This is a genomic window from Limosilactobacillus equigenerosi DSM 18793 = JCM 14505 (assembly GCF_001311375.1).
Lineage (GTDB): Bacteria > Bacillota > Bacilli > Lactobacillales > Lactobacillaceae > Limosilactobacillus > Limosilactobacillus equigenerosi.
Genome location: NZ_BBAS01000009.1, coordinates 15,753 through 41,663, shown reverse-complemented (window position 1 = coordinate 41,663; position 25,911 = coordinate 15,753). Strand labels below are relative to the sequence as shown.

General features: G+C 45.4%; 9 protein-coding genes, 1 tRNA gene and 14 pseudogenes. 21 read left to right on the top strand and 3 right to left on the bottom strand.

All coding sequences use genetic code 11. From position 1 onward, the window contains the following. Positions 1–11: 11 nt before the first annotated feature. The 10 genes and pseudogenes from JCM14505_RS05615 (at position 12) to JCM14505_RS05570 (ending at position 11,114) form a co-directional block, all read left to right on the top strand. A pseudogene (locus tag JCM14505_RS05615) lies at positions 12–1,476 on the top strand (nicotinate phosphoribosyltransferase). A gap of 8 nt (positions 1,477–1,484) precedes the next feature. After that, positions 1,485–2,313, top strand: a pseudogene (nadE, locus tag JCM14505_RS05610) (NAD(+) synthase). Further along, positions 2,314–4,480, top strand: a pseudogene (locus tag JCM14505_RS05605) (Tex family protein). Further along, positions 4,473–4,913, top strand: a complete 441-nt coding sequence (locus JCM14505_RS05600) for a SprT family protein (RefSeq protein ID WP_054653413.1) — start codon at positions 4,473–4,475, stop codon at positions 4,911–4,913. Before JCM14505_RS05605 ends, JCM14505_RS05600 begins: the two are co-directional and overlap by 8 nt. A gap of 52 nt (positions 4,914–4,965) precedes the next feature. Then, positions 4,966–5,051: transfer RNA gene (locus tag JCM14505_RS05595), tRNA-Leu, on the top strand. A 216-nt stretch (positions 5,052–5,267) separates the two neighbouring features. Next, a pseudogene (locus tag JCM14505_RS09660) lies at positions 5,268–7,148 on the top strand (glycoside hydrolase family 2 TIM barrel-domain containing protein). After that, a complete protein-coding gene (locus tag JCM14505_RS05585; RefSeq protein ID WP_054653412.1) occupies positions 7,132–8,094 on the top strand; it encodes a beta-galactosidase small subunit in 963 nt (320 codons plus the stop codon). The pseudogene JCM14505_RS09660 and the gene JCM14505_RS05585 overlap by 17 nt, the downstream one beginning before the upstream one ends. Before the next feature lie 121 nt (positions 8,095–8,215). Next, a pseudogene (locus tag JCM14505_RS05580) lies at positions 8,216–8,895 on the top strand (2,3-bisphosphoglycerate-dependent phosphoglycerate mutase). Further along, positions 8,895–9,776, top strand: coding sequence for an alpha/beta hydrolase (locus JCM14505_RS05575; RefSeq protein ID WP_054653411.1), 882 nt, complete (start codon positions 8,895–8,897; stop codon positions 9,774–9,776). Before JCM14505_RS05580 ends, JCM14505_RS05575 begins: the two are co-directional and overlap by 1 nt. Positions 9,777–9,778: 2 nt before the next feature. Next, a pseudogene (locus JCM14505_RS05570) lies at positions 9,779–11,114 on the top strand (C1 family peptidase). Between the two features lie 30 nt (positions 11,115–11,144). On the opposite strand, the gene JCM14505_RS05565 reads toward JCM14505_RS05570, so the two are convergent. Beyond that, the gene (locus JCM14505_RS05565) at positions 11,145–11,399 is read right to left on the bottom strand and encodes a GNAT family N-acetyltransferase (RefSeq protein WP_225352286.1); all 255 of its coding nucleotides are present in this window, start codon (positions 11,397–11,399) and stop codon (positions 11,145–11,147) included. Positions 11,400–11,554: 155 nt separating this feature from the next. Between JCM14505_RS05565 and JCM14505_RS05560 the strand changes: the two are divergent. The 9 genes and pseudogenes from JCM14505_RS05560 to pepT all read left to right on the top strand — a co-directional run bounded on the left by JCM14505_RS05560 (position 11,555) and on the right by pepT (position 22,044). Continuing rightward, positions 11,555–12,093 (top strand): annotated as a pseudogene (locus tag JCM14505_RS05560) (dCTP deaminase/dUTPase family protein). Positions 12,094–12,102: 9 nt separating this feature from the next. Further along, positions 12,103–13,478 (top strand): annotated as a pseudogene (radA, locus tag JCM14505_RS05555) (DNA repair protein RadA). A gap of 77 nt (positions 13,479–13,555) precedes the next feature. Next, positions 13,556–15,048: pseudogene (gene gltX / locus JCM14505_RS05550) on the top strand (glutamate--tRNA ligase). Positions 15,049–15,922: 874 nt separating this feature from the next. Further along, positions 15,923–17,341 (top strand): cysteine--tRNA ligase, encoded by a 1,419-nt coding sequence (cysS, locus tag JCM14505_RS05545; RefSeq protein WP_054653409.1) that lies wholly within the window; start codon positions 15,923–15,925, stop codon positions 17,339–17,341. After that, on the top strand, positions 17,341–17,748 hold the full coding sequence (locus tag JCM14505_RS05540; RefSeq protein ID WP_054653408.1) for a Mini-ribonuclease 3: 408 nt from the start codon (positions 17,341–17,343) through the stop codon (positions 17,746–17,748). Before cysS ends, JCM14505_RS05540 begins: the two co-directional genes overlap by 1 nt. Beyond that, positions 17,738–18,485, top strand: a pseudogene (gene rlmB / locus JCM14505_RS05535) (23S rRNA (guanosine(2251)-2'-O)-methyltransferase RlmB). The gene JCM14505_RS05540 and the pseudogene rlmB overlap by 11 nt, the downstream one beginning before the upstream one ends. Positions 18,486–18,781: 296 nt before the next feature. Continuing rightward, positions 18,782–20,166: pseudogene (locus JCM14505_RS05530) on the top strand (cation:dicarboxylate symporter family transporter). A gap of 92 nt (positions 20,167–20,258) precedes the next feature. Then, positions 20,259–20,746: pseudogene (locus tag JCM14505_RS05525) on the top strand (S-ribosylhomocysteine lyase). A 75-nt stretch (positions 20,747–20,821) separates the two neighbouring features. Next, positions 20,822–22,044, top strand: a pseudogene (gene pepT, locus JCM14505_RS05520) (peptidase T). Between the two features lie 301 nt (positions 22,045–22,345). Here pepT and nhaC read toward each other — a convergent pair. Beyond that, positions 22,346–23,709: pseudogene (nhaC, locus tag JCM14505_RS05515) on the bottom strand (Na+/H+ antiporter NhaC). Positions 23,710–23,837: 128 nt separating this feature from the next. On the opposite strand from nhaC, the gene JCM14505_RS05510 reads away from it, so the two are divergent. Together JCM14505_RS05510 and JCM14505_RS05505 are read left to right on the top strand one after the other, a co-directional pair. Then, positions 23,838–24,380: a phosphatase PAP2 family protein gene (locus JCM14505_RS05510; protein ID WP_054653407.1), complete on the top strand. Its 543-nt coding sequence runs from the start codon at positions 23,838–23,840 to the stop codon at positions 24,378–24,380. Positions 24,381–24,418: 38 nt separating this feature from the next. Next, complete coding sequence (locus tag JCM14505_RS05505) at positions 24,419–24,931, top strand: hypothetical protein (RefSeq protein WP_054653406.1); 513 nt, start codon at positions 24,419–24,421, stop codon at positions 24,929–24,931. A gap of 72 nt (positions 24,932–25,003) precedes the next feature. Here JCM14505_RS05505 and JCM14505_RS05500 read toward each other — a convergent pair whose 3' ends face one another. Further along, entirely contained in the window at positions 25,004–25,906 is a 903-nt protein-coding gene (locus tag JCM14505_RS05500; protein ID WP_054653405.1) for a serine hydrolase, read from the bottom strand. Positions 25,907–25,911 lie beyond the last annotated feature (5 nt).

Below are 25,911 nucleotides of genomic sequence, written 5' to 3'. Positions count from 1 at the left end.
GGAATAAAACTATGGATTTTAACTACCGAGATGATAGTTTAGCGCTCCACACGGATGCCTACCAATTATCGATGATGCAAACATACTTTAGTCAAGGTTTAACTAACCGGAAAGCGGTCTTTGAGGTGTTCTTTCGGAAGATGCCATTTGATAATGGTTACGCGGTGTACGCGGGATTAAGTCACCTGATTCAATATATTCAAAATTTACACTTTACGCCAAGTGATATTGAATATTTAAAGGCAACCGAGTTATACAGCGATGATTTTTTTAACTTATTTGGCAACGTTTAAATTCCAAGGAACGGTGCGGAGTATGGCCGAAGGGGAATTAGTGTTCAGTCATGAACCAATTGTCCAAATTGAAGGCAATTTATTAGAATGTCAATTGGTGGAAACGGCAATTTTAAACATTTTGAATTTCCAAATTATGGTGGCGACTAAAGCGGCGCGGATTAAATCAGTGATTGGCGACCAAAGCGTTTTAGAATTTGGCACGCGGCGGGCGCAAGAATTTGATGCCGCATTGTGGGGAACGCGGGCAGCCTATGTTGGTGGTTTTGATGCTACGAGTAATGTCCGGGCGGGCAAGCTATTTGGGATTCCAATTTCCGGGACGCACGCCCACTCCTTAGTGCAAACTTACCGGAATGACTATGATGCTTTTAAGGCATACGCACAAACGCATCGGGACTGTGTCTTTTTAGTTGATACTTACGATACCTTAAAGAGCGGGATTCCAAGTGCGATTAAGGTGGCCGATGAGTTTGGTGACCGGATTAATTTCATTGGCGTGCGGATTGATAGTGGGGATATGCCTATTTATCAAAGCAAGCGCGTCAAATGTTAGATGCGGCGGGTTATCCAAATGCCAAGATTTTTGCTTCGAATGATTTAGATGAAAATACGATTCAAAACTTAATCATGCAAGGGGCGAAGATTGATGTTTGGGGCGTGGGAACGAAATTAATTACTTCCTATGATCAACCAACTCGGGGCGGTTTACAAAATGGTCTCGATTGAAAATGAAGCGGGAGAAATGGTTGATACGATTAAGCTCTCGAATAATCCAGCGAAAATGTCGACGCCTGGTAAGCACCAAGTGTGGCGGATTCGCCGACAAGCGGATGGTAAGAGTGAAGGAGATTACATCACCCTGGTACATGAAGATCCGCGGCAACAAGATTCGGTATACATGTTTGATCCTAACAATCCCTTCTTAAACAAAACGGTGCACGGGTTTACGGCCGAACCATTGTTACAAGATATTTTTGTTAATGGTGAATTGGTTTATGACGAACCAAGCTTAAACCAAATTCGAGATGCGCGCGCGCAACACCTTGATTCACTCTGGGATGAATATAAGCGGGATTTAAATCCACAAATCTATCCAGTTGACTTATCCCAAGAATGTTATGACCATAAATTGGCCTTAATTCGAGACGTCCATGATTATGTCGCACAATTAAAGAAATGAGGCAACAAATGACAACACAAGCAATGATTATCCAAGCCCTGCATGTTAAGCCAATGATTGATCCGCAACAAGAAATTGATATGCGGGTACAGTTTATTCAAGATTACTTAACGACGACCGGGATGAAGCAGTTGGTGCTCGGGATTTCTGGGGGCCAAGATTCAACGTTAGCGGGGCGCTTAGCCCAATTAGCAGTTGAAGGCCTCCGGGAACAAACTGGCGATGAGGATTATCAATTTATCGCCGTCCGGTTACCATACGGCGAACAAGCTGATGAATCGGATGCGATGGCGGCGATTAATGACTTTATTCACCCTGACCAAGTCCGGCGGGTGAATATTCAACCGGCCACGGATGCAATGGTGGCCCTCATTAACACAAGCGGGGGTCACGATTAGTGATTTTAATAAGGGAAATATTAAAGCGCGACAACGGATGATTGTGCAATATGCCATTGCTGGGCAAGTCGGTGGCGCGGTGATTGGGACCGATCACGCCGCCGAAGCCGTGACTGGTTTTTATACCAAATACGGTGACGGCGGGGCTGATTTGACCCCATTAACGGGGCTCGATAAGCGCCAAGGCCGGCAATTATTGACTTACTTAAAGGCCCCTAGTCAATTAATTACGAAGACGCCCACGGCTGATTTAGAAGAAGATCGGCCAGCCTTACCAGATGAACAAGCATTAGGCGTGACGTATCAAGCAATCGATGATTACTTAGAAGGGAAAACGGTGGCGGATACAGCGGCAGCCAAAATTGAAGCTTGGTACGCGAAAACGGGGCATAAGCGCCACCTACCAGTGGCCCCCCAAGATAGTTGGTGGAGAAATTAAATGGAAACACAAATTTTACAACAAGTGCAACAAGCCTTACCGCAATATAAGACGTGGCAAGTAAAGGCTGCCTTGGATTTATTGGCGGATGGCAATACGGTGCCCTTCATTGCGCGGTATCGGAAGGAAGCGACCGGGACGTTGGATGAAGTGCAAATTGACGAAATTCAAACCGTTCAACATCGGGTGAGTGAAGTCTTTGCGCGCCAAGCGACGATTAAAAAGGCGATTGAAGAACAAGGAAAATTAACGCCGGCCTTAGCGCAACAAATTGAAGCGGCGACGGATTTAGCAACGCTTGAAGATTTGTATTTGCCGTATAAACAAAAACGCCGGACGAAAGCGCAAATTGCTAAGGAACAAGCTGATGCCACTAGCTAACTGGCTCTTAACTTATCCAGCAGAAAGTTTGGCGAGCCACGCGGCCCAATTTGTGACGACCGAAGTCCCAGATGCGCAAGCCGCTTTAGCGGGGGCCCACGAAATTTTAGCTGAAGCAATTAGCGAAATGCCATCATTGCGGGCCTGGGTGCGGAATTACACTCAACAACATGCCCAAGTAGTGACGACCGTTACGAAAACGGGGGCCGAGTTGGATGAAAAAGGGGTCTATCAACAATATTATGACTTCAACGCTCCGTTAGCTGAGATGACATCGTACCGGACGTTAGCGATTAACCGGGGGGAAAAGGAAAAAGTCCTCCGGGTAAAAATCCAAGTTGAAGTCAGTGCAATTGAAAATTATTTAGCGTTCCGGTTAATTAAAACGAGTGCTGAAAATGAAGCGACGGCCTTTGTAGCGGCAGCGGCCAATGATGCTTACAAACGGTTTATTGGTCCCGCAATTGAACGGGAAATTCGCCGGCAATTAACGGAACAAGCGAATGACCAAGCGATTCAAGTGTTTGGGGAAAACTTATATCATTTATTAATGCAAGCCCCATTAAAAGGCAAAATGGTCTTGGGTTTTGACCCCGCTTACCGGACGGGATGTAAATTAGCGGTCCTTGATCCAAGTGGGAAATTATTAACGACCGCGGTAATTTATCCGCATGCGCCGGCCCCAGCTAGTCAACGGCAACAAGCACAACCAGCTTTGATTGATTTGATCGAAAAGTATCAGATTGAAATGATTGCGATTGGGAATGGGACGGCGAGCCGGGAATCGGAACAATTTGTGGCGGCAACCTTAAAGCAAATTCAACGAGACGTTTACTATGTGATTGTTAATGAAGCTGGGGCGTCAGTTTATTCGGCGAGTGCTGAAGCGCGGGCTGAATTCCCCGAGTTAACGGTTGAAAAACGGAGTGCGATTAGTATTGGACGTCGGTTACAAGACCCCTTGGCGGAATTAGTTAAGATTGATCCGCAAGCGATTGGGGTTGGCCAATATCAACATGATTTGCCAACCACGGAATTAAAACAATCACTAAGTGGGGTGGTTGAACGGGCCGTTAACCGAGTCGGTGTCAACGTTAATACGGCAAGTTACCAATTATTAACACACGTGGCGGGGCTATCGACGACGATGGCCAAAAATATTGTCAACTTCCGGAATGAGCATGGAATGTTTAGTGACCGGAGTGCGTTACATGATGTGCCACGGTTAGGACCAAAAGCGTATCAACAAGCGGTGGGCTTTTTACGGATTATTGGTGGTCAAAATCCGCTGGATAATACTGATGTCCACCCAGAAAGTTATCCATTAGCGACGACGATGTTAGCCGCCGCGGGGGTGGAGCTATCTGAATTAGGGACACCAAGTGCGAATGCGAAATTGTCCCAATTACAACCGGAACAATTTGTGGACGCAACGTTTGGGGCCGCAACTGTGAGCGATGTCTTAGCGGCGTTACAAAAGCCAGGCCGGGATTTACGGGATCAAATGCCAGCCCCGTTGTTACATCAAGATATTATGACGATGGCCGACTTAAAGCCAGGGTTGCAATTAGAAGGAACCGTACGGAACGTGGTCGATTTCGGCGCCTTTGTTGATATTGGGGTTAAGCACGACGGCTTAGTTCATTTATCACGGTTACAAAAGCAACGGACAACCGATCCACGCAAAGTTGTTGCCGTTGGTGATATTGTGACGGTCTGGGTAGTCAGTGTTGACCAAGAGCGGGAACGGATTCAGTTGACGATGGTGCCACCAACTAATGATTGATAATCAAACGCTCCAACGCTTAACCGAACAGTGGTCATTAGCACTGTTTCACCGACCATTTACCCATCAAATTATGTTTAATGCCCGCTTACAAACCACTGGTGGGCGTTATCATTTGAATGATCATCATATTGATATTAATCCCCATTTGGTTGCAGAGTATGGAATGGACGTGTTACAAGGGATTGTCGTTCACGAATTGTGTCATTATCATTTGCATTTGCAGGGGTTAGGTCACCAACATCGTGATGCCGATTTTAAACGGCTCTTAGTTCAAACCGGGGGCTTGCGATATGCTCCGCCCCGGCAACAGCGGGTGGCGAAGTATGTTTACCAATGTCAAAAATGTCACCGCCAGTATCCGAAGCAACGGCGGATTCAAGCGTGGCGGTATCGATGTCGTTTTTGTCGGGGAAAAATTAAACTTATTTAAAAAAAGGGTTGCAACTGTATAGATTTTAGAGTAATATAGTTTATACAGTGATGCGGCGGTGGCGGAACTGGCAGACGCGCAAGATTAAGGATCTTGTGGTCGATTATGACCGTGGAGGTTCGAGTCCTCTTCGCCGCACTAATTAAACCGAGCTGATTAGTCAGCTCGGTTTTTTGTGTAGCTAGCATCTGCGTCACTTGGCGTTAATTAGTGATTTGGTCAATTTGAAATTTATTAACTAAGAGTAAGTTGTGATAATTGACTAACACTCACGACCTAGTATAAAAAACACTTGCCACACAACCAATGTAAACGCTATCATAAGGGTAACGATTTGAAGTGGAGGTAAGCTTTATGGAAGCACAATTGGCATGGTTAGATGATCCACAAGTCTTTCGGGTCAACCAATTACCAGCACATAGTGATCACCAATTTTTTTGCATCGACGGCCGCCATGGAAGCCGGCGACAATGAATTAGTCCAAAGTTTAAATGGAACGTGGGAGTTTGCATTTGCGCCTACCCCAGCACAACGGCCAGTTGGGTTTTGGGAACCAACGTTTAACCGAGCTGGCTTTACTACGATTACCGTTCCCGGTGAAATCGAACTGCAAGGCTTTAGTCAAATTAACTATATTAATACGCTTTATCCGTGGGCGGGAAAAACGTATCGGCGTCCAGTTGGCACCGCGGTCGCTGATCAAGTTGATCCGGCGACCTTTGCCAATGGGAATGATAATACGGTTGGCGCTTATGTGAGACATTTTGAATTACCTAATCATTGGGCAGACCGTGAAGTGCATATTATGTTCGAAGGGGTCGAACGAGCGATGTACGTATGGCTCAATGGCCACTTCGTTGGGTATGCCGAAGATAGTTTTACGCCGAGTGAATTTGATTTAACGCCATATTTACAACCAGGCGATAATCTGTTGGCGGTGGAAGTTTTTAAACACAGCACGGCATCGTGGCTGGAAGATCAGGATATGTTCCGTTTTTCTGGAATTTTCCGCGATGTAAACTTGGTGTGTTTACCAACGGCACATGTGACGGATTTGAAAGTTGAGGCCTTATATGACCCAGTCACGCACGAAGGTCAATTTGGGGCAACGTTACAACTCACGAACGACCAAGCCGTCGTGAGTGCCAATTAACGGCTCCGGATGGGACAATTGTTTGGGATGGGCAAACGGATCAAAGTCAGGACTTTAAGTTCCCAGTCACAGAAATTGGGGTCGTTCAAGCCTGGGATCATCATCACCCGACTTTGTATCAATTAACTTTAACAGTTCAAATGGGCGCAAAGACGGTGGAAGTGATTCCGCAAGTGGTTGGCTTCCGCCACGTTGAAATTACTCCTGAGGCCGTATTACAACTTAATGGACAGCGGTTAGTAATCAATGGAGTTAATCGGCATGAATGGAATTGTCACCGCGGCCGGGCAATTGAATACCAAGATATGTTAACGGATTTGGAATTATTCCATCAAAATAACATTAATGCTGTTCGGACGTGTCATTATCCAGATCAATTAGCTTGGTATGACTTATGTGATCGCCATGGAATTTACATGATGGCCGAAAATAATCTCGAAACTCACGGAACGTGGCAAAAGATGGGGGCGGTTGAACCTTCTTATAATGTCCCCGGTTCACTTAATGAGTGGTTGGAAGCCTGTCTTGATCGGGCGCGGACGAATTATGAAGTCTTGAAGAATCACCCAGCCATCTTATTCTGGTCCTTAGGAAATGAATCTTACGCCGGCGAAGTAATTGCGGCGATGGATCAGTTCTATCATACCCATGACCAGACGCGCTTAACGCATTACGAAGGCGTTTGTTATACGCCAGAATACCGTGACCGGATTTCGGATTTTGAAAGTCGGATGTACTTAGCGCCGGATGACGTGGAAGCTTACTTACAAAACCAACCTGATAAGCCATTTGTTGAATGTGAATATATGCATTCAATGGGAAATTCAGTCGGTGGGCTCGGATCTTACAACCGCTTAGTCGATGAATATCCGCAATACGCTGGTGGTTTTATTTGGGACTTTATTGATCAAGCCCTGGAAATTACAGATCCCGTGACCGGCCAATCAGTGATGCGTTATGGGGGCGATTTTGATGACCGCCACGCTGATTATGAATTTGCTGGCGATGGATTAGTCTTTGCGAACCGGCAACCAAAACCAGCCATGCAGGAGGTAAGATATTATTATGGATTACACGAATAAATTACACGTGATTTTTGACGACGGCATGCTGGGCGTTGGAGGCGCTAACTTTCACTACTTATTTGGTTATGAACGCGCCGGAATTGAGTCATTAGTTGTTGATGGTCATGAGTGGATGTATCGGGTGCCACAACCAACGTTTTGGCGCGCGACCACGGATAATGATCGGGGCAGTCGGTTTAATATTAAGTCCGCACAATGGTTGGCAGCGGATTATGTGTCACCGTGCGTTAACATCCAAGTCGCAATTGATGGTCAACCGTTGCCAGAATTACCAATTGCCCCACTAACGAATCAGTATACTGACCATGATACGGCGACGACCGTGACAATTACCTATACGTATCAAACGCCGACCGTGCCAGCGACGACGGTTGATGTTGCGTATACGGTCTTAATTGATGGGACGATTGAAGTGCGGAGTACCTACCATGGCCAAGCTGATTTGCCACAATTACCAGTCTTTGGTTGGCGGATGCAAACGCCGACCCCGGTGACGGAATTTACCTATCATGGTTTATCCGGCGAAACTTATCCGGATCGAATGGCCGGGGCAAGTGAAGGGACGTATACAATCACGGGGATGCCCGTCACGCCTTACTTGGTTCCGCAAGAAAATGGGATGCATATGCAAACCAGTTGGGTCGAATTAACACGTGAAACGACGTTAAACAATGCCGATTTACAACCGGGCCCCTTTAAACTGCGGATTAGTAGTTTAGATCAACCATTTAATTTTAGTTGCTTACCGTATACAAGTTTGGAACTTGAAAATGCGACCCACCACGAAGAATTGCCACCAGTTCGCCGCGCGGTGATTGTGATTGCCGGAGCGGTACGTGGGGTCGGTGGGATTGATAGCTGGGGCAGTGATGTCGAACGGGCATATCACCTACCAGCTGATCAGGATTATCAAACGAATTTTAAACTCGAATTAGTCCCATAGTGATTAAAAACCCGTTGCATCGGCTTTCGATGGACGGGTTTTATTAATGGGATGAGACTGGAGAATTTAAGCTAAATAGAGTACGATTAAAGGTAGTTAAAATTTTGGAGGGGTGAGCGAGATGGTGCAATTAGTTTTAGTTCGTCATGGGCAAAGCCAAGCCAATTTGGATCATATCTTCACCGGTTGGACGGATGTGAAGCTAACTGAATTGGGCCGGCAACAAGGGATTGCGGTCGGGAAAATGTTTGCTGACCGGCAGTTGCAGTTCACGGATGTGCATACGTCGTATATGCAACGGGCGATTATTACGGCCGATTTAATTTTGGACCAAATTGATCAATTATATTTGCCAATCCATAAAACGTGGCGCCTAAATGAACGTCATTATGGGGCGTTGAGTGGCTTGAATAAGCTGGCCGTGGCCAAACAAGTTGGCCAAGCGCAAGTGCAAGCTTGGCGGCGCGGTTACACGGCCGTGCCCCCGCAATTGGCACAGCTCGGCACGAACGGCGCTATGATCGGCTCGGGATTACGGAACCAACGGCCGAAAGTCTCGCGATGACGTTAACGCGGTTGTTACCATACTGGCAAGACGAAATTGCGCCACGGTTACTGGCGGGGAAAAATCAACTAATTGTAGCCCATGGGAGTTCGTTACGAGCGTTGATTAAGTATTTGGAACAAATTGATGATGATCAAATTGACCAAGTTGAAGTTCCCAATGGCCGGCCAATTATTTATGAGCTTGATGACCAGCTCCAAATTAAACACAAAGAAATTATGGAGGTAAATGATTAATGCCAATTCATGAAATTTCCAATAATCCGACGTGGGCGCACCAAGTTCGTCTAATTGAACGGGTGGCCTATGCGAGTGCGGCTGGTGAACCCCAATATTTATCAATTTTGGCGCCGTGGGTGCAACGGTATCCGGCGACGCGGCAACAGGCGGAAAAACGGCCCTTAATTGTCTTTGTGCAAGGGAGTTCGTGGACGTTACCAACCTTAGGGGAACAAATTCCGCAATTAGTGCAATTTGTGGAAGCGGGTTATATTGTAGCGACGGTGCAACACCGCAATTCAATCGACGGGCACGCCTTTCCAGCCTTTTTACAAGACGTGAAAACGGCCATTCGGTATCTGCGGGCCCACGCCGATGAATATTTAATTGATCCGACGCGGGTAGCGATTTGGGGAACGTCATCGGGAGCGAATGCGGCATTGTTGGTCGCCTTAACGCCGGATGACGAACGCTACAAGACGGCTGATTATGCGGACCAATCGGATGCCGTTAATGCCGTGATTAGTTGCTTTGCCCCGACTGACGTTGCCGAAACGATGGAATTTTCGAGTTCGCATCCGGGAACAAATATTTTACAATATTCCCTCTTTGGTGCCGATCAAAGTCAATGGCCAGCCTTGAAGCGGGAAATGAGTCCGTTGTATCAAGTGAAAGCGGGCCAAAGTTACCCACCATTTTTACTTATGCACGGGGATAATGATCATACGGTACCTTATGATAATTTAGAAAAGATGTACCAAGCCTTAGTTGATGCGGGCGCAAAGGTTGAAGCTTACCGTATCAAGGGTGCCGATCATGAACGCGATTTTTGGAGTCCGCAAATTTACCAAATTGCGCGTGAATTTTTAGATCAATATGAACAAGAAGGAGAAGCATAAAGATGAGTTTTGCAATTTCACCAGCAGATTTAGCTAGTTTTAGCGCTGATTATCAAGCCGATCAAACCAATGCCGTCTTAGAACGAGCCGTGACGAAGAATGGGGTCCAAGCGGCCAGTTTTGATTGGCATGCCAAGGCGGACAATGACCAACATTTTTCAATTGATTTGAAGACGGGGAAGGTAGCTAATCAAAAGCAATCTGGTCGTTGTTGGATGTTCGCGGCCTTAAATACGATGCGCCATGATATGCAACAAAAGTTTAATTTGCCAACTGACTTTGAATTATCCCAATCGTACCAATTCTTCTGGGATAAGTTTGAAAAGGCTAATTATTTTTATGAAAACGTGGTTAAGACGGCGGAATTGCCAACGGATGACCGGAAAGTTGCTTGGTTAATGGAAACACCGCAACAAGATGGGGGTCAATGGGACATGTTGGTGGCCTTGATTGACAAGTATGGGGTAGTGCCACAAAGTGCGATGCCAGAAAGTTATAACTCGAGCCGGTCAAATGAACTTAATGCCGTCTTGAATCAAAAGTTACGTCACGATGCCGTGATTTTACGGCAAGCGATTGCTGATGGCGAAACGGAAACCCAAATCAACGCCCGCCGTAAGGCAATGATGAACGACGTTTACCGGATGTTAGCGTATGCTTTCGGTGAACCTGTTCAAGAATTTACGTTTGAATATCGCGATGAAGCGGGTGAATTCCATCGGGAAGCGGGCTTAACTCCGAAGACGTTCTTTGCTAAATACGTGGGGTGGAACTTAGATGATTATGTTTCGATCATTAACGCTCCTACGCAGGATAAGGAATACCACCAAACGTATACGATTGAAATGCTCGGTAACGTGGTTGGTGGTCGCCAAGTTAAGCACTTAAACTTGCCAATGGCCGAATTTAAACAACTGGCCGTGGATCAATTAAAAGCTGGTGAAAGTGTTTGGTTCGGGGCTGACGTTTCGCAAATGTCCGAACGGAAAATGGGAATTTTGGCCTTAAATACGTTTGGTTACGAAGACTTATTTAAGACCCAACTCACGATGAGTAAAGAAGATGCCTTGGATTATAGTCAAAGTATGATGAATCATGCGATGGTCTTAACGGGAGTCGACTTAGTTGATGACCAACCAACGAAGTGGAAGGTTGAAAACTCATGGGGTGAACAAGTCGGTGAAAAGGGTTACTTTGTGATGAGTGACGCTTGGATGGATAAGTTCTGTTACCAAGTCGTGGTGAACAAAAAAATATTTAAGTGACGAATTAAAAGCCGCTCAAGCTGCGGAACCAGTGGTCTTAAAGCCATGGGATCCAATGGGGACGTTGGCATAAATAAAAAGACTGGGATTTCCCCAGTCTTTTTTACTTTGCTAATAAATGATGAACTTCTGGATGCCGATCAAAGTACTTCACGGCAAAGGGACACATTAATTTAACTTGATAGTGATGTTCAGTGGCATAATTGCAGAATTGTTCCATCAATTTACCAGCTAAGCCTTGGCCTCGGTAGTCGGGATTAACGAAGACGCGTTCCACTACTACGCGGTCAGGGACAGTTTTGTCAATCGTTGGAAAGACCACTTCTCCCACTAAGGTATCCGTAATTTCATCCGTAATCCAAATGCGATTAGGTCAGTATGCCAGTTCATAATTAATTCCTCCGTCGTTTTCTTTTATTGTGCACTGGTTAGGGGGCGTTTGGCAACTAATCTGACCCCGATTGATGAGTAAATTTGGTATAATCAAGCCAATACTAACGGAGGAACAGTTCAATGAAACAACGGGGATTTGAAATTGTGAGTCGTTACCAAACGGCTGATTTAACGTTACCAAAACGTCAAACGAAGCAAGCAGCGGGGTATGACTTAGCTGCGGCGACTGACTTTGTTGTGCCATCGATTTGGCGCCACCACTTTTTACAAGCGGTTTGGTCACTATGGCGCCATGGAAAATTACCACAACATCAATTAACAGTGGCCGATCAAAACTTGAAACCAGTGTTAGTGCCAACTGGGATTAAAGCGTACATGCAACCAGATGAAGTGCTCCTCTTAGTCAATCGGTCCAGTGGCCCCTTTAAACGGCGCCTAGTTTTGCCGAATGGGATTGGGGTGATTGACGCTGATTATTACAACAATCCGAATAATGAAGGGAGATTTTTGTTCAATTAGTTAATTACGGGCTGACCGATTATCACATCAAACAAGGGGAACGAATTGCCCAAGGAATTTTTATGCCGTATTTACCGGCGGATGATGAAGAATTACCAACGCTAACTCGAACGGGTGGCTTTGGATCAACGAAGGAATAAGGAGAAACCATGTCGAAACCAAAAACTAGTTATGTCTGCCAAAATTGTGGGTATCATTCACCCCGCTTTTTAGGGCGGTGTCCCAATTGCGGGGAATGGAATACCTTGCAAGAAGAAGTAGAAGCGGTGAGTGTTGCCAAAACGGCCCAAGCGACAACGACCTTGACGGGAATTGTGGCGCGTCCCCAAAAGATTGCTGAAATTGATATGGAAAAAAAACGCCCCGGGAACAAACGCAGTTAAAGGAGTTGAACCGCGTTTTAGGGGGCGGAATTGTGCCAGGATCCCTGATTTTAATTGGGGGGGATCCGGGGATTGGGAAATCAACCCTCCTGTTACAAGTGTCGGGTCAATTGAGTTTGGCGCAACACCCCGTCTTATATGTCTCGGGGGAAGAAAGTGCCAGTCAAATTAAAATGCGGGCGGAACGAATTGGGGTTTCGAGTGAACACTTTTACATTTACCCGGAAACGAATTTAGACCGGATTCGCGCCACGATTGACACGTTAAAACCGGAATACTTAATCATTGACTCGGTCCAAACGATGCAAGCGACGGGCGTTGAATCGGCGATTGGGAGTGTGGCCCAAATTCGGGCGGTGACGGCGCAATTAATGCAGATTGCCAAGGGCCAAAATATTACGGTCTTTGTCGTTGGTCATGTGACGAAAGGCGGCGCGATTGCCGGACCGAAAATTTTAGAGCACATGGTTGATACGGTATTGTATTTTGAAGGAGATACGCATCATACGTATCGGATTTTACGCTCGGTCAAAAATCGGTTTGGTTCAACCAATGAACTCGGAATTTTTGAAATGCACGGGGATGGGTTAAATGAAGTTGCCAACCCATCCGAAATGTTTTTACAAGAACGGCTCCAAGATGCGACTGGCTCCGCTGTGGTCGTGTCCTTAGAAGGAAACCGGCCGATTTTAGTTGAAATCCAAGCTCTGATTACGCCAACGGTGTTTGGGACGGCACAACGAACGGCGTCGGGGTTAGACCGTAATCGGGTTTCGTTAATTATGGCGGTCTTAGAAAAACGGGCGAATTTATTATTACAAAACCAAGATGCTTATTTACAAGCCGCCGGTGGCGTGCGTTTAAATGAACCTGCGATTGACCTAGCAATTGCAGTCAGCATTGCTTCGAGTTACCGGGATAAAGGAACCCGAGCGACGGATGCCTTTATTGGCGAACTTGGTTTAACCGGTGAAGTGCGGCGGGTTAATCGGATTGAACAACGGGTAGCCGAAGCAGCCAAGCTTGGTTTTAAGCGGATTTTTATTCCGAAAAACAATTTAAAAGAGTGGACGCCCCCAACTAATATTGAAGTCATTGGAGTGGCAACGATTGGTGAAACATTGAAATTAGCATTGTCGTAACATTAGGCTTTCAATTTAATAGCGACCGCGCTAAACTAGATATTGATACTGATTAATTTTTAAGAGAGGCATTTATTGTGGCAAAGAATAAAATTCGGGTGCGTTATGCACCTAGTCCAACCGGTCATTTACACATTGGGAATGCTCGGACGGCATTATTTAACTACTTGTTTGCACGGCATTACAAGGGTAAGTTTATCATTCGGATTGAAGATACCGACACGAAGCGGAACATCGCGGATGGTGAACGGAGTCAATTAGACAACTTGAAGTGGATGGGCATTGATTGGGATGAAGGTCCAGACAAGGGTGGTGACTTTGGTCCTTACCGGCAATCCGAACGGAAAGACATCTACAAGCCATTAATCGATGAATTATTGGAAAAGGGCTTAGCTTTCAAGTCTTACTTAACGGAAGATGAATTGGAAGCCATGCGGGAACGGCAAAAGGCCAATCATGAAATGCCACATTATGAATACGAATATGAAGCATGACGGCTGATGAAATTGCCGCTGCCCAAGCGGAAGCTGAAGCGAAGGGGATTGAACCAGTCGTTCGGTTCCGGGTGCCAAAGGACAAGACGTACGAATGGGATGACTTAGTGAAGGGTCACTTGTCATTTGATTCGGCTTCTGTTGGTGGTGACTGGGTTATCCAAAAGCGGGATGGGATGCCAACGTACAACTTTGCCGTGGTGGTTGATGACCACATGATGCAAATTTCCCATGTTTTCCGGGGTGATGACCACGTATCTAACACGCCAAAACAAATGATGATTTACGATGCCTTCGGTTGGGATATTCCTCAATTCGGGCACATGTCATTAATCATCAACACGGAAACGGGGAAGAAGTTATCCAAGCGGGATGAATCAATCTTACAATTCATCGAACAATACCGGGATCTTGGTTACTTACCAGAAGCCTTGGTCAACTTCATTGTCTTACTTGGGTGGTCGCCAGAAGGTGAAGACGAAATCTTTAGCTTAAAGGAATTCGTGAAGATGTACGATGAAAAGCGGTTGAGTAAGTCACCAGCTGCTTTCGACCGCGGTAAGTTACGTTGGATTAACAACCAATACATGAAGGAAAGTTCAGCGGATGAAGTCTTCAACGCAGCGATGCCACAATTAATTCAAGCGGGATTAATTGAAAAGCATGCCAACCCATTAGAAATGGAATGGATGCGCCGGTTAGTTGAACTCTTCAAGCGTGAAATTAGTTACGCTCAAGAAATCGTTGAATACGTGCGGCCATTCGTTGACGGTCCAGCTGAGATTGATGATGCAGCCAAGGAAGAAATGACGAAGGACGTTGAAAGCACGTTAACGGTCTTGAAGGCCTTCCGGGATAAAGTTGCAACCATGGACTTTATGGATGCTACGAACGTCTTAGCGGCTATTAAGGCGGTGCAAAAGGAAACGAAGATTAAAGGTCGTTCCCTTTGGATGCCAATTCGGATTGCGGTGACGCATGAATCACACGGTCCAGAATTACCAGAAAGTATTGAATTATTCGGGCAAGCCAAGACGCTTGACCACCTTGACCAAATGATTGATCAATTATCATAATTCGATAAAAATAAAAACGAGGCGGGAGAAAATTGCTCTCGCCTCGTTTTGCTTGGGATCTGGATGTAACTTCGCTCGCCGATCAGGTGACTAGGACTAACTGAAAACGAACGCCGCCGTGTTGCCACGTCAACGCCCGTTTCCGAGTTAGCCTAACGTCGCTTTGACGATCGGATTGCGACCTGATTAGTAACTACGTTCGCTCAGCAGTCCCCTAGTGGATAACTACAACCAAACGTCGGCCCTAGCTTTGCTAGTCCCAACGCCTGGTTTAGGTTATCCCAACGGGGACTCTGATAGCTGAGCTCTCGACCTGATATTAACTACGTTCGCTTAGCAGCGCCTTAGAGCCTAACTCAAAATGACGCCGAACCTGGTTTTTACCAGTTCCGACGCCATTTGTATCGTTAGGCAAACAGGCGCTTTGATAGCTGAGCTCCTGACCTGATTTTAACTTCGCTCGCCCAGCAGACGCCTAGGACTAAGCAAAAATAGGATCCGACGTGTGCCACGGCAAACCCTATTTTGCGCTTAGCCTACCGGCGTCTTTTACGCTGGGCTCTCGACCTATACAAAAAAACCGGCTGCAGGGGAGTGCCGCCGGTTCATAGGGTATATTATTACGATATCTTGGGGAGACTACGTAATGATATTAATTTATTTTTCGGTTACTATATGGGAGGAGTAATTGAAAAATAATAGGTTTCGGTGTGGCATCCTATGAATACCACAATTTATATTATAGAGGTTAAATGTGAAAAAAAAGTGATGAAAACGAAAAATTACCAATGTTAATAATGCCATGGGGCAAGTAATGTGAAGACCCCGGAAATATGGTAAGATAGGTGTGATAATTTTTTTAGGAGGACGACAGATGTTACAGCTTTATAATACCTTAACCCGTCAAAAAGAAGTCTTTACGCCAATCACGCCGGGGGTAGTCAAGATGTACGTCTGTGGCCCTACGGTTTACAATTACATTCACATTGGAAATGGCCGGAGTGCCGTGGCTTTTGACACGATTCGACGGTATTTAGAATTTAGTGGTTACCGCGTGGAATACGTCTCTAATTTTACGGATGTTGACGATAAAATGATTAAAGCGGCCAATGCAGAAGGTATTACCGTGGGTGAATTAGCCGAACGGTATATTAAGGCCTTTAATGAAGATACGGCAGCGCTAAATGTGTTACCAGCGACGAGTCATCCGCGGGCCACGGAATACATTGATCAAATCATTGCCTTCGTTAGTCAATTAATTGATAACGGGTATGCTTACGAAAGTGCGGGTGATGTCTACTATCGGGCTCGTAAGTTTGCTAAGTATGGTCAATTAAGTGGTCAATCAATCGACAATTTGGAAGTCGGGGCGAGTGAACATATTACCGATGAAGAAGTGGATAAAAAGGAAGATCCGCTTGATTTTGCGTTATGGAAAGCGGCAAAACCGGATGAAATTAGTTGGGACTCGCCATGGGGAGCGGGGCGGCCAGGCTGGCACATTGAATGTTCCGTTATGTCAACCGATCAACTAGGGCCAACCTTTGATATTCATGCCGGGGGCCAAGATTTACAATTCCCGCATCACGAAAATGAAATTGCGCAAAGTGAAGCGGCGACTGGCCAGAAATTTGTCAATTATTGGTTACATAATGGGTTCGTGACGGTTGGTGATGACAATGAAAAAATGAGTAAGTCATTAGGGAACTTTGTCACGGTCCATGACTTAATCCAACAAGAAGATCCGGCGGTCATTCGGTTCTTTATGGCGTCCACCCATTACCGGCGCCCGGTTCAATTTACGGAAGCCAATTTAGTCGAAGCGCGGCGCCAAGTTGAACGGCTTCAAACGACGTACCGGAATTTAAGCTACCGGATGCAAGATGCGACGTCGGGGCCTGATGGTGACGTCCAAGCTTACTTAGCGACCGCCCGTGCCAACTTCACGGCCGCGATGGATGATGATTTTAACGTAGCCAATGCCTTGGCAGTCATTTATGACTTAGTTAAGTACGCTAATCAATACATCGAGCAAGCTGGTGTGCAACGCGAACCAATTGTGGCGATGCAAGTGATGTTGAAAAAGTTAGTTGCTATTTTTGGGGTGGAATTAACCGATCAAGCACCAGTGACGGATGAAGATGCCCAAATTAAAGCTTTAATTGCAGAACGTGATGCGGCGCGAGCTAACAAGGATTTTGCTCGTAGTGATGCAATTCGGGATCAATTAAAAGCGCAAGGAATTATTTTAGAAGATACGCCGCAAGGAACGCGGTATAGAAAGGAATCATAATGACTGATTTCCGCCAATTGAACGGGATCGCATTAGCCTATTTAGGGGATGCGGTCTATGAAGTTTATATTCGTGAACATTTGTTAGCCAGTGGCCTTAGTAAGCCCAATCGCCTGCAACGCCAAGCCACTCATTACGTGTCGGCCAAGGCGCAAGCAGCCTTGATTGATTTAATGGCCGCTGATGAATTATTAACAGATGAAGAATGGCAATTTTACAAGCGGGGCCGCAATGCCAAAAGTTATACTCACGCCAAAAATACAAGTGTGTTAACTTACCGCCAATCAACCGGCTTTGAAGCGTTGTTTGGCTTTTTGCAATCAAGTGGGCAAACAGAGCGGGTCGCGCAATTAGCCGCTTGGTGTATTGAACAAGTAGATAAAGGACGACTTGAAAATGTCAAATAACAACAGTGAATTTATTATTGGCCGGCACCCAGCCGTGGCGGCCTTAAAATCGGATCAACCAATTAATAAGGTTTTTATTCAAAAGGGTTTAACTTCGGATGCAATTAGTCAAATTGTGAAGTTAGCCAAAGAGCGGCAATTGATTATTTCAAATGTGCCCAAAACTAAGTTAGATCAACTAAGTGACCACCAAAATCACCAAGGGGTTATGTTATCAGTGGCGGCATATGAATACGCGACGGTTGATGATTTATTTGACCGAGCCGCGGCCAAGGGAGAAGACCCATTTTTCTTGATTTTAGATGAATTGGCCGATCCCCATAATTTAGGGTCGATTTTACGGACCGCGGATGCTGCCGGGGTGCATGGGATTATTATTCCGAAGCGCCGGTCAGTCGGTTTAACATCAGTGGTTGCCAAAACATCAACCGGTGCAATTGAACATGTGCCCGTCGCACGGGTAACGAACCTCGTACAAACGGCCAAAGAACTCCAACAACGCGGGGTTTGGTTGTTTGGAACGGACATGCATGGAACTGATTACCGGCAATGGAATGCGACGGGGGCAGTCGCCTTAGTGATTGGGAATGAAGGGAAAGGAATTTCCCCCCTCTTAAAAAAAGACGTGTGATGAAATGTTGACGATTCCGATGATTGGTCATGTCCAAAGTCTCAACGCCAGTGTGGCCGCCAGTCTCTTGATTTATCAAGGGTATAATAGCCGCCATCCGTTATAAAACTAAAAAAGTTGTTGACAAAAAGTAAGAATGGTTGCTATACTGACAACAACTTGAAACAAGAAAGGATCGGATTGCACAAATGAAGTCAATGATGCAAGCAGTTGAATGTCAATGTATGTGTTGTGAAAAATCAACGCATCTTTTTGACGTGCTTGTATCCGCACCCGATTTAAGAATGAATTAGCCTATTGAGGTCCAGCTGGTCAGTAGGAGTAATTTTCGTAATCGTCGTAACGAGTCACGTTACCGGCGTTTTTTTGTTTTTAAGGAGTTAATTCAAGGAGGAAAAGCTAATGCAAGTTTTGATGATTGTTGTGATTGCGGCCGTATTGTTGGCGGGATTGTTATCCTTACACCGGCGGCAAGTTAGTTTTGCCAAGTTGGTATTTATTGCCTTACTTGGTGGGATTGTTTATGGGGTGATTTTACAAGTCATGTTTGGGGCCACGAGTAAGGTGATTACCCAAGCCATCGACTGGATTAATATTGTTGGGAACGGCTATATTGCCTTGTTGCAAATGCTCGTAATTCCGTTAATTTTCGTTTCCTTAATGGGAGCCTTTACGCGACTACAAGTGGCGCAAAATTTAAAACGGATTGCCACGGTGACGTTAACGACCTTATTAGGAACGACCGCAGTCGCTGCTTTACTTGGTTACGCTAGTGTTGTGATGTTCCATTTACAAGGGGCTGACTTCATCGGGAAAGCCGTGGCCACTAGTGATGCATTAAGTTCGATTAAGGACCACCAAGCGGAATTAGGTGACTTAACGTTGCCCCAACAAATTGTAAGTTTCATTCCTACGAATGTGATGGCTGATTTTGCTGGGACGCGGGCGACAAGTACGATTGGGGTCGTAATCTTTACGTTGCTCTTAGGGCTCGCTTACTTATGGGTGAAGGAACAAGACCAAGCCAGTGCCAAATTAATTGCGCGCGGAGTTGAAGCCTTGAACTTATTAGTGAGTCGCTTAGTTAAGATGGTTTTGGAATTAACGCCATACGGGGTCTTTGCGTTAATTACCAAAGCGGCGGCCACGAGTGATTTTGATTCGATGGCCCGCTTAGCCATCTTTATCGTAGCTGCTTACGTGGGTGCCATCGTGATGTTTATTGTTCATGCCTTATTACTTAGCGTAAACGGGATTAATCCGGTAACGTACTTTAAGAAGCGTGGCCAGTGCTGTTATTTGCCTTTACGTCCCGGACGAGTGGTGGTTCACTACCATTAAACGTTAAGACGCAACGGGAAGCCATGGGAGTTGATGCGACGGTGGCCAACTTTGCAGCTAGCTTTGGGTTAACGATTGGGCAAAATGGTTGTGCCGGACTTTACCCAGCGATGGTGGCCACGATTATTGCCCCAACCACCGGGGTGAATGTCTTATCTTGGCAATGGATGTTGACGATTATTGCCGTAGTGACGGTCGCCAGTTTTGGGGTTGCCGGCGTCGGTGGTGGCGCCACTTTTACGACCTTGATTGTCTTAGGGACGTTGCACTTGCCAGTTGGAATTTTAGGGGTCTTAATTGCGATTGATCCAATCGTGGATATGATTCGGACGGCCTTAAATGTTAATGATGCAATGTTAGCTGGGGTCTTAACTTCTAAGAACTTAGGAACGTTAGATAAGGCACAATTAACGGATGCGACCCAAGTCGTGACCGCTGAATTATAAAATTTTAAAACCTGATGATTTGCGTCATCAGGTTTTTGTTTAAGTTTAAATTGCGGTATAATCATAATAATTACAATGATGGAGGTAGCAAAATGGCAAAGATTGAAACTCAAGTTGAAAGTTTTGAACTTGACCACACGAAGGTTAAGGCACCGTACGTCCGGAAAATCACGGTCGAACAAGGGCCACTTGGTGATAAAATTACGAATTTTGATTTACGGTTAACCCAACCGAATGAAACCGCAATTCCGACGGCCGGCTTACATACGATTGAACACTTATTAGCCGGTTTATTACGGGATCGCATGGACGGCGTGATTGATTGTTCCCCATTTGGTTGTCGGACTGGTTTCCACTTGATTATGTGGGGCGAACACTCCACGACCGAAGTAGCCAAGGCCTTGAAGTCATCCTTAGCAGCCATTGCCAATGACATTACGTGGATGATGTGCCGGGCACGACGATTGAAAGTTGTGGGAACTACCGTGATCATTCCTTATTCTCAGCCCAAGAATGGAGCAAGGAAATTTTAAGCCACGGGATTAGTGACGATCCGTTTGAACGGCACGTGGTTGAATAAACAGTTAGAATTAAGAAGCCACCAGTTGTTAGGACGCCTGATGACGGGAGCTTTTTTAGCGCTAGGAGGAATCAAATGGAAAATTTATTAGATCGTTTTTTACGTTATGTTAAGGTTAATACCCGGTCCAATGACCAAAGTACGACGGTTCCGTCAACGCCGAGTCAAACGGCCTTTTTAAATACCTTAAAGCAAGAATTGATTGACCTCGGGATGAGTAACGTGCGGACGCACCCAACGAATGCGTACGTATTAGCCACTTTGCCGGCGAATACGGAAAAGCAAGTGCCAACGATTGGGTTATTAGCTCACGTTGATACGGCTGATTTTAATGCGGATGGCGTGAACCCCCAAGTGGTTGAAAATTATGCTGGGGGGGCCATTCAATTAGGGGACTCGGGTTATCAATTAGACCCAACGGAATTCCCATCATTGAATCAATATCATGGCCAAACGTTAATTACGACGGATGGGACAACGTTGCTCGGGGCAGATGATAAGGCCGGGGTCGCTGAAATCATGACGTTAATGGAATACTTATTAGCGCACCCTGAAATTAAGCACGGGACGATTCAAGTCGGCTTTGGGCCGGATGAAGAAATTGGGACCGGTGCCGATCACTTTGACGTGGCGGACTTCGATGCTGACTTTGCCTACACCGTTGATGGGGGCCCAATGGGACAATTAGAATATGAAACGTTTAATGCGGCCCAAGCGACGTTGAAGATTACGGGGAAGAATGTGCATACAGCGACCGCGAAGGACACGATGGTCAATGCCTTACAACTAGCGGTTGATTATCAAAGTGCCTTAGCAGCGGCTGATCGCCAGAATTAACGGATGGTCGTGACGGTTTCTATCACTTGTACAAGTTGAATGGGACGGTTGATGAAGCGGAAATGCAATATATTATCCGGGACTTTGATCCAACCTTATTCGCTTACCGGAAGCGCCAAATGCAATTGTTGGCGGATCAAATGAATGCCAAGCTTGATACCAATCGGATTCAAGTCACGGTCAAGGATCAATACTACAACTTGAAGCAATTCTTAGACGGGAAGATGGAGAGTGTGGATCTCGCCAAGGCAGCGATGGAACAACTTGATATTACGCCTGACATTGAACCTGTTCGTGGTGGAACGGATGGTTCTAAGATTTCCGCGTTAGGCTTACCAACGCCGAATCTGTTTGCCGGGGGCGAAAATATGCACTCACGGTTTGAATATGTTTCCTTGCAAACGATGGAAGCGGTTATTCAGGTCTTACTCAAGATTAATGAATTAAACGTGCAACAATAATAAAACCGGATTGGGAAGTTATCTCAATCCGGTTTTATTTTGGCAGCCAAGTTTGTATTCAGCTACAAGTGGCTGTTGTCAGATGAAGACAAAGAGAGGCTGTGACATAAGTCAGACAACCTCTTGAAAAATTGAATAGCGCAGTACGCAAATGGGCTCGCAACGTCGGAAATCCGAACGCTGCGAGCCCTATTTGCGTGAAGACGAACTAAAATTTAGCAATTTTAGTTCACTGACGATTGACAGCTGCTAAGAAAGTAAACTTTCAAGCATCTGTTCATGTCACGCTCCCTTTTAATGCTTATTTGAGTTTCTTTAAGCCGATTCCCGTAAAGGCACTCAAGATTGAGAAGACCGGTGAGAATAAACTAAAGAAGACAAATGGTAAGAATGCTAAAACAGGAGTATTAAGCATGGAAGCCGCAAAGGAACCAGCCACCCCCCATGGAATCAGGTAGTTAATCACACTTCCCCCATCTTCCAAGGTCCGACTTAAGGCGAGAGGATCTAACTTAATCCGCTTGAAGGCATCCTTGAAGGCGTTACCGGGTAAGATGACGGATAAGTATTGTTCCCCGACGAATAAGTTGACCCCAATCCCGGCTAAAATCGTGGTGGTGATTAAACTGCCGGCATGGTTTAAGTGCTTGACGAGTGGTTCCATCGCGTTTTGGATAATGCCGGAATGCATTAACATTCCCCCGAGGGCTAAGGTCATAATGATTAAGGAAATTGTTCCCATCATGTTGCTAATGCCCCCCCGCGTTAAGAGGCGTCCACCATCTTGTTGCCAGTGTGGGAAACGTAACCAGATTCAATTAACGTCGCTAACTTGCTTAATGATAATGGGTTTTCCCAGGCAATCATGCCGAGGGAAACAAAGATGTTTAAGAATAATGTTGGAATGGCTGGAATTTTTAACCAAGCCGTCACAAACATTAAAATCACTGGAATAGCTGCCCATCCATTAACGGGGAAGTGGGTCGTTAAAACTTTAACCGTATCGTTAATGCCGCTGGCAGCATTAGCGTGGTTACCAAATCCTAATAGCGTAAATAGTACTAATGAAACGATAAAGGCTGGAATCGTGGACCACATCATGTTCTTGATGTGGGCGAATAATTCTGATTCGGCCACGGCGGAAGCTAAGTTGGTTGAATCAGATAGTGGCGACATCTTATCTCCAAAAATGGCCCCAGAAATAATTGCCCCGGCGGTAATGGCTGGATTAATATGGAGGGCGGATCCCATCCCGAATAAGGCAATCCCAACCGTCGCAATCGTCGTGAAACCAGACCCGATGGCTAAACCGACTAAGGAACAAACGATGAAGACGGATGGTAAGAACCATTGGGCACTAATTAAGTGGAACCCAAAGACCATCAATGATGGGATAATCCCCGCTTGAATCCAGACGGCGATTAAGGTCCCAATCAATAAGAAAATAAAGATGGGGACAATCGCGGTGGTAATCCCGTCTTTAATCCCATTGGTGATTTCATCCCAACTGTATCCACGAAGGAATAACCAACCAACTAAGAGACCAATGACTAATAAGACGGGGGTGTTAGGGGTTAATCCCGCACCAATAACCCCGGAACCCAAAATGATTAACATTACTAACAAAATCAAAAGGGATTCAGGGCCTTTAATTTTACTTTGCATACAAAACTCCTTCTCAAAAACTTACAATTTTATGAGAAAAGCTTAGCATTTTTTTCTCATAATCGACAATAGTTATCTGAAATAAGCTATTATTATTTTAGAATTTAACAAAAATGAGGGAAAGTAAAATGATTTTAATTTGGTTATGGAGTGGACTGATATTACTAGTGGGGATGCTCAAGTTGGGGTGGTGGCAACCGATTGATCAATGGGGATACCGGCACTTACCTGATCGGCGGCTGAGTAAGTTTTGGCGGTTAGTAGCCGTAGTTGGCCAACCGTTAGTCGATGTTTTGATTGTAATTCTGATGGCAGGTTGGTTGTACCAACAAGGGCAGCCGTTGCCTACGCTTTGGGTTTTGCTAGTCTTAGGAAGTGCGGATTTAGTTGGCTTAGCAATTAAGCATTACTTCCCGCGGGCACGGCCTCAAAAGCATTTACCGTATGATGATGATGCAAGTTTTCCGAGTGGTCATGTTTTAGGCGCCACATTGTTGACATTGTTGACCTGGTCGGTGTGGCCAAGTTGGTGGACCCTTGGAATGGCGGGCGTTTATTGGTTATTAGTGACGTGGTCGCGGTTAATTTTGCGCGCCCATCATTTATCGGATGTTATCGTAACGCTGTGGTTGGCCATCACGTGGTTTACGACTTGGTATTGGTTGTGGTAAGGTTTAACAAGAAAATTAAGATGAGGTAGTAAGTGATTATGGAAGCAACATTAGTGCAATTTCACGTCGCGATTAATTATGGGGAACTGGAATTTCCACATGCCCCCCAAGGGATTAATTTGGAATTTTTAGTTAAGCCGGAATTAACCGAAATTAATGAGATGGGAATTCCAATGTTTAACAAGCAGTTGAACGAACAAATTGTGGCCATCACGAAGAATTTTGACGAATTCTGTGGTTTTCATTTAAAACAATTAACTGAACCAACGGACCATTTCTCATTTAGCCGGTTTGAAGTCTACGGTGATTTAGTTCGTTATTTGGTTAATGCGGTCCATGAAACAATTACGCAGGATGATGAAATTGAATTAATCGATGTGCATTTAGCCGGTGATTTTTCAGTTTACCAAGGTGGGCAACAAACGGAGATGCAACAACAAGCCGAAGAATTACGGATTCAATCATTAATGGCTACGCAAGCTCGGATTGAAGGTCTGCAAGCCCAAGGTCCCGCAGGAAATACGCACGTTTTACGAAATTCAGGTAAATAATCAGGATCCAAAAATCCCCGTTCACTTGGCGATGGCCAGGTGAGCGGGGATTTTAAGCTATGATTAGCTAAATTATTTCATGATAGTGGCGGTTTGTTGGGCCAGTTTTTCAATTAATTGTTGGCCACTCGTTTGGGTAGGATTTTGATCAGTTAAGACTACTAGTAAATATTGACGATTGTTACTTAATTGGACTTGACCTAAACTATTCACAGTCCAGCCGGACTTTTGGTTCAGGTACACCCAACCATTTTTTAAGGTATATTGACTGGCGCCCGCTGAAATGCCCCAGCGTTGATCAGCTTCAACTTGCCCCATTAACCGTTGGATATAAGCTTGCGAAGTGGTATCCAAATATTTGGATGGGTAGTAAAGTTGCTTTAACAGTTTAATTTGGTCATCAGCGGTTGTAATCGTAGTCCCAAATTTAGCTTTTGCAATTGAATGGCGCATGCCAAGTTGCTTAAAGGTTTGTTGTAATCCGTTTGCACCACCCATGGCGGGACGGTTATATAGGGCGAGGGTGGCCGGATTATTGGAATTGACAATCATAGTCGTCGCCCACTGTTTTTCTTGGGTGGTTAATTTACCGTGGGTTTGGTGCATTAACGCCATTAAAATCGCCACTTTAACGGAACTAGCCATCTTAAATTGATGATGGGTTTGATTTGTATAGCTGATCGTTTGATTCGTTTGTGGATTGTAGAGGGCGATGTTAACGGGGCGTTTCGTCGCAGTGGCCGTTGTTTGCCAGGCGTGCTTTAATTGCCGGGCTTGCGACATTTTTTTGACCGGCTTACGTTTTACAGTTGATGACGCCTTCTTCGCCACGTGGTGAGGGTGGCTCGGTTTGATAATATGGGTGGGATTGGATTGATGAATTAAAATCCCAATTAAGAGACTAGCCACAATGACAAAACCGGCACTGATGATGGCCGGTTGTTGATAGGTTTTAAAATTTGGTAATTTTGGCATAATTT